This window comes from Burkholderia sp. LMG 13014, assembly GCF_905232215.1.
In the GTDB taxonomy this organism is placed as follows: Bacteria; Pseudomonadota; Gammaproteobacteria; order Burkholderiales; family Burkholderiaceae; genus Burkholderia.
The window spans coordinates 1-4,847 of record NZ_CAJNKE010000453.1 but is presented as its reverse complement, the minus strand read 5'-3'; the positions used below and the strand labels follow the sequence as shown (position 1 = coordinate 4,847).

Genomic DNA, 4,847 nt, shown 5'->3' with positions numbered 1-4,847 from the left:
CCGAACGGGCGCTCGACTACCTGCACGGTTTCACGCTCGCGAGTGACGTGTCGGTGCCGCATCCCGATTACTACCGTCCGGCCGTGCGCTTCAAGTGCCGCGATGGTTTCTGCCCGCTGGGCCCGGCGATCGTGCCGGCCGCCGCGCTGGGCGACGTCGATGCGATCGGCCTGACCGTGCGGATCGACGGCGAGGTGGCCGTGTCCGCTTCGACGGCCACGCTGATTCGCCCCGTGCGCGAGCTGATCGCCGACGTGACGGCCTTCATGTCGTTCGACGCGGGCGATGTACTGCTGCTCGGCGTCGCGGGCGGCGCACCGCGCGCCCGCGCGGGCAGCACGATCGAGATCGCCGCCGCCGGCATCGGCACGTTGCGGCACACGCTGATTGCGGAGGAAGCACGATGAAGACGGCGCGCGTGATCTACAACGGTGCACTGCATGCAGCCGAACCGGCCGGCGACGGCGCGATCCGCCTCGATACGGGGCGTGTCGTTGCCGAAGACGTGGTCGAATGGCTGCCGCCCGTCGCGCCGCGCACGACGTTCGCGCTCGGCCTCAACTATGCCGACCACGCGAAGGAACTCGCGTTCAAGGCGCCGAGCGAGCCGCTGATCTTCCTGAAGGGGCCGAACACGTTCATCGGCCACCGGTCGCGCACCGTGCGCCCGGCGGATGCCACCCACATGCATTACGAGTGCGAGCTGGCCGTCGTGATCGGCCGGCCCGCGCGCAATGTGAGCCGCGCGCAGGCGCTCGACTACGTGGCCGGCTATACGGTCGCGAACGACTATGCGATCCGCGACTATCTCGAGAACTACTACCGTCCGAACCTGCGTGTGAAGAACCGCGACACCTGCACGCCGCTCGGGCCGTGGTTCGTCAGCCGCGACGAGATCGGCGATGCGGGCGACCTGACGCTGCGCACGACGGTGAACGGCCAGGAGACGCAGCGCGGCAGCACGCGCGACATGATCTTCGACGTGCCTGCGCTGATCGAGCACATCAGCGGCTTCATGACGCTCTCGCCGGGCGACCTGATCCTGACCGGCACGCCCGAGGGGCTGGCGGATACCAAGCCGGGCGACGAGGTCGTGACCGAGATCGAAGGGATTGGCCGGCTCGTGAACACGATCGTCGGCGAAGCAGATTACTATCGCGCCGGCTGAGCCCGTCGCCCAAGGAGAGAGCATGACCATCAAGCACTGGATCGACGGCCGCGAAGTCGAAAGCCGCGAGACGTTCACGACGCTGAATCCCGCGACGGGCGATGTGATCACCGACGTCGCATCGGGCGGCGAGGCCGAAGTCGATGCGGCCGTGCGCGCCGCGAAGGAAGCGTTCCCGAAATGGGCGAACACGCCGGCCAAGGAGCGCGCGAAGCTGATGCGCAAGCTCGGCGAGCTGATCGAGAAGAACGTGCCGATGCTCGCGGCGCTGGAGACGCAGGACACTGGCCTGCCGATCGCGCAGACGAGCAAGCAGTTGATTCCGCGGGCCTCCGAGAACTTCAACTTCTTCGCGGAAGTGTGCGTGCAGATGAACGGCCGCACCTATCCGGTCGACGACCAGATGCTGAACTACACGCTGTACCAGCCGGTCGGCGTGTGTGCGCTGGTGTCGCCGTGGAACGTGCCGTTCATGACCGCGACGTGGAAGACGGCGCCGTGCCTCGCGCTCGGCAACACGGCCGTGCTGAAGATGTCGGAGCTGTCGCCGCTGACGGCCGACCAGCTCGGCCGCCTCGCGCTCGAAGCCGGCATTCCGCCGGGCGTGCTGAACGTCGTGCAGGGTTATGGCGCGACGGCCGGCGATGCGCTGGTGCGCCATCCGGACGTGCGCGCGGTGTCGTTCACCGGCGGCACCGTCACCGGCAAGCGGATCATGGAGCGTGCCGGTCTCAAGAAGTATTCGATGGAACTCGGCGGCAAGTCGCCTGTGCTGATTTTCGACGACGCCGATTTCGATCGCGCGCTCGACGCGTCGCTGTTCACGATCTTCTCGATCAACGGCGAACGCTGCACGGCCGGTTCGCGGATCTTCGTGCAGCGCACGATCTACGACCGCTTCGTGCAGGAATTCGCGCGCCGGGCGAACAACCTGATCGTTGGCGATCCGTCCGATCCGGCCACGAATCTCGGCGCGATGATCACGCGGCAGCACTGGGAGAAGGTCACGGGCTATATCCGCATCGGCGAGCAGGAAGGCGCGCGCGTGGTTGCGGGCGGCGCGGACAAGCCGGCGGGCCTGCCCGACCATCTGCGCAACGGCAACTTCGTGCGGCCGACCGTGCTGGCCGACGTCGACAACCGGATGCGCGTCGCGCAGGAAGAGATCTTCGGGCCGGTCGCGTGCATCATTCCGTTCGAGGACGAAGATGAAGGGCTGCGGCTCGCGAACGACACCGCGTACGGTCTTGCTTCGTACATCTGGACGCAGGACGTCGGCAAGGTGCATCGCCTCGCGCGCGGCATCGAGGCCGGGATGGTGTTCGTGAACAGCCAGAACGTGCGCGACCTGCGCCAGCCGTTCGGCGGCGTGAAGGAATCGGGCACCGGTCGCGAGGGCGGCGAGTACAGTTTCGAGGTGTTCGCGGAGATCAAGAACGTGTGCATCTCGATGGGTTCGCACCACATTCCGCGCTGGGGCGTGTAACGGGCGCGGGTCGTCTGGCAGCACGAATGATTCCTTAGCCGGCACGCCGGCCACGCATGGGGCTGGAGTAACCGCTAAAGCGCTAACGCCAGCCGACCGCGAAGCATGGGGCCGGAGTAATCGCTAAAGCGCTAACTCCGGCCGACCGCGAAGCATGGGACTGGAGTAAGCGCTAAAGCGCTAACTCCAGCCGACCGCGAAGCATGGGGCTGGAGTAAGCGCTAAAGCGCTAACTCCAGCCGACAGGAGACTTGAACGATGGGCAAACTGTCCCTCGCCGCAAAAATCACGCACGTGCCGTCGATGTACCTGTCGGAGTTGCCCGGCAGGCATCACGGCTGCCGCGAAGCGGCGATCCGCGGCCATCAACTGATCGGCGAGCGCTGCCGTGCGCTCGGCGTCGACACGATCGTCGTGTCGGACGTGCACTGGCTCGTCAACGCCGGCTATCACGTGAACTGCAATGCGCGGTTCGCGGGCACGTACACGAGCAACGAGCTGCCGCATTTCATCCGCGACATGGAGTACGCATATCCAGGCAACCCGGCGCTCGGCCGGCTGATCGCCGAGACGGCCACCGAGCGCGGGATCGCGACGCGCGCACACGAGATCGACAGCCTCGAACTCGAATACGGCACGCTCGTGCCGATGCGCTACATGAACGCCGACCAGCACTTCAAGGTCGTGTCGATCGCCGGCTGGTGCATGTGGCATCAGCTCGACGAAAGCCGGCGCTTCGGCGAGGCGTTGCTCGAAGCGATCGAGAAGAGCGATTCGAACGTCGCGTTCCTCGCGAGCGGGTCGCTGTCGCACCGCTTCAACGACAACGGCAGCCCCGACGAATCGATCCACCAGATCAGCCGCGAATTCTTCCGGCAGGTGGACCTGCGCGTGGTCGAGCTGTGGAAACAGGGCGATTTCAAGACCTTCTGCGCGATGCTGCCCGAGTACAACACGCATTGCCACGGCGAAGGCGGGATGCACGACACCGCGATGCTGCTCGGCTTGCTCGGCTGGGATCGCTACGATAAACCCGTCGAGATCGTCACCGACTATTTCGCGAGTTCGGGAACCGGGCAGATCAATGCGATCTTTCCGTTGTCCTGAACGTCGCACCACGCATTCGACAGGAGACTCGACATGCCCCACATCGTCGTCGAATACACCGCGAACATCCGCGACGACGCGCGCATTCCCGCGCTGCTGCGCACGATCAACGAAACGCTGATCGCACAGGGCGGCGTGTTCCCGACAGGCGGAATCCGCTCGCGTGCGATCGAGCTGCAGGACTATTGCGTGGCCGACGGCACGGAGGACGACGCATTCGTCCACGTGACGCTGAAGATCGGCTCGGGCCGCACCGACGCGCAGAAGAAGGCCGCGTGCGACGCGCTGTTCGACGCGGTCAAGGCGCACTTCGCGGAGCTGTATGCGAAACGCTACCTCGCGCTGTCGATGGAGCTGACCGAGTTCAGCGAAAGCGGCTCGTACAAGCACAACAACATCCACGCCCGCTACAAGCGGGCCGGCTGAACCCCATTCCCGATCCGACCATGCTCGAACCCGCCATCATCGACCAGCTCGCGCAGCGTCTGCACGACGCCGAGCGCGAACGCCAGCAGATCCGCCAGATCTCGCTCGACCATCCCGACATCACGATCGACGACGCGTATGCGATCCAGCGCGCGTGGGTGGCCCTCAAGCTCGCGGAAGGCCGCACGCTGAAGGGACACAAGATCGGCCTCACGTCGAAGGCGATGCAGAACACGTCGCAGATCGACGAGCCAGACTACGGCGCGCTGCTCGACGACATGTTCTTCGCCGACGGCGGCACGATTCCGACCGGCCGCTTCATCGTGCCGCGCGTCGAGGTCGAGCTCGCGTTCGTGCTCGGCAAGCGGCTGACCGGCCCGGACTGCACGATCTTCGACGTGTACGACGCGGTCGACTACGTCGTGCCCGCGCTCGAGATCATCGACGCGCGCAGCCAGTCGATCGACCCCGACACGAAGCGGCCGCGCAAGGTGTTCGACACGATCGCCGACAACGCGGCGAACGCGGGTGTCGTGATCGGCGGGCGGCCCGTGAAACCGCAGGACGTCGATCTGCGCTGGGTCGCGGCGATCATGTCGCGCAACGGCGTGGTCGAGGAAACAGGCGTCGCGGCCGGCGTGCTGAACCATCCGGCGAACG

6 protein-coding genes are annotated in these 4,847 nt (G+C 66.0%); all 6 read left to right on the top strand.

Annotated elements, in window-relative coordinates:
* A partial coding sequence (locus tag JYJ84_RS28455) for a fumarylacetoacetate hydrolase family protein (protein WP_205189764.1) occupies positions 1–407 on the top strand: 407 nt, incomplete at its 5' end.
* A complete protein-coding gene (locus tag JYJ84_RS28450) occupies positions 404–1,168 on the top strand; it encodes a fumarylacetoacetate hydrolase family protein (protein WP_122946875.1) in 765 nt (254 codons plus the stop codon). The genes JYJ84_RS28455 and JYJ84_RS28450, both read left to right, overlap by 4 nt.
* A 22-nt stretch (positions 1,169–1,190) precedes the next feature.
* Positions 1,191–2,654 (top strand): 5-carboxymethyl-2-hydroxymuconate semialdehyde dehydrogenase, encoded by a 1,464-nt coding sequence (gene hpaE, locus JYJ84_RS28445; RefSeq protein WP_122946876.1) that lies wholly within the window; start codon positions 1,191–1,193, stop codon positions 2,652–2,654.
* Positions 2,655–2,912: 258 nt separating this feature from the next.
* A complete protein-coding gene (gene hpaD, locus JYJ84_RS28440) occupies positions 2,913–3,761 on the top strand; it encodes a 3,4-dihydroxyphenylacetate 2,3-dioxygenase (protein WP_175222615.1) in 849 nt (282 codons plus the stop codon).
* Positions 3,762–3,794: 33 nt separating this feature from the next.
* Complete coding sequence (locus JYJ84_RS28435) at positions 3,795–4,187, top strand: 5-carboxymethyl-2-hydroxymuconate Delta-isomerase (protein ID WP_175222616.1); 393 nt, start codon at positions 3,795–3,797, stop codon at positions 4,185–4,187.
* 20 nt (positions 4,188–4,207) lie between these two features.
* A partial coding sequence (gene hpaH / locus JYJ84_RS28430; RefSeq protein ID WP_205189759.1) for a 2-oxo-hept-4-ene-1,7-dioate hydratase occupies positions 4,208–4,847 on the top strand: 640 nt, incomplete at its 3' end.

Excerpts from the sequence above, each read along its gene's own strand:
- JYJ84_RS28435 (WP_175222616.1), top strand. The coding sequence starts at position 3,795 with ATGCCCCACATCGTCGTCGAATACACCGCGAACATCCGCGACGACGCG.
- hpaE (WP_122946876.1), top strand. The coding sequence starts at position 1,191 with ATGACCATCAAGCACTGGATCGACGGCCGCGAAGTCGAAAGCCGCGAG.
- JYJ84_RS28450 (WP_122946875.1), top strand. The coding sequence starts at position 404 with ATGAAGACGGCGCGCGTGATCTACAACGGTGCACTGCATGCAGCCGAA.
- hpaD (WP_175222615.1), top strand. The coding sequence starts at position 2,913 with ATGGGCAAACTGTCCCTCGCCGCAAAAATCACGCACGTGCCGTCGATG.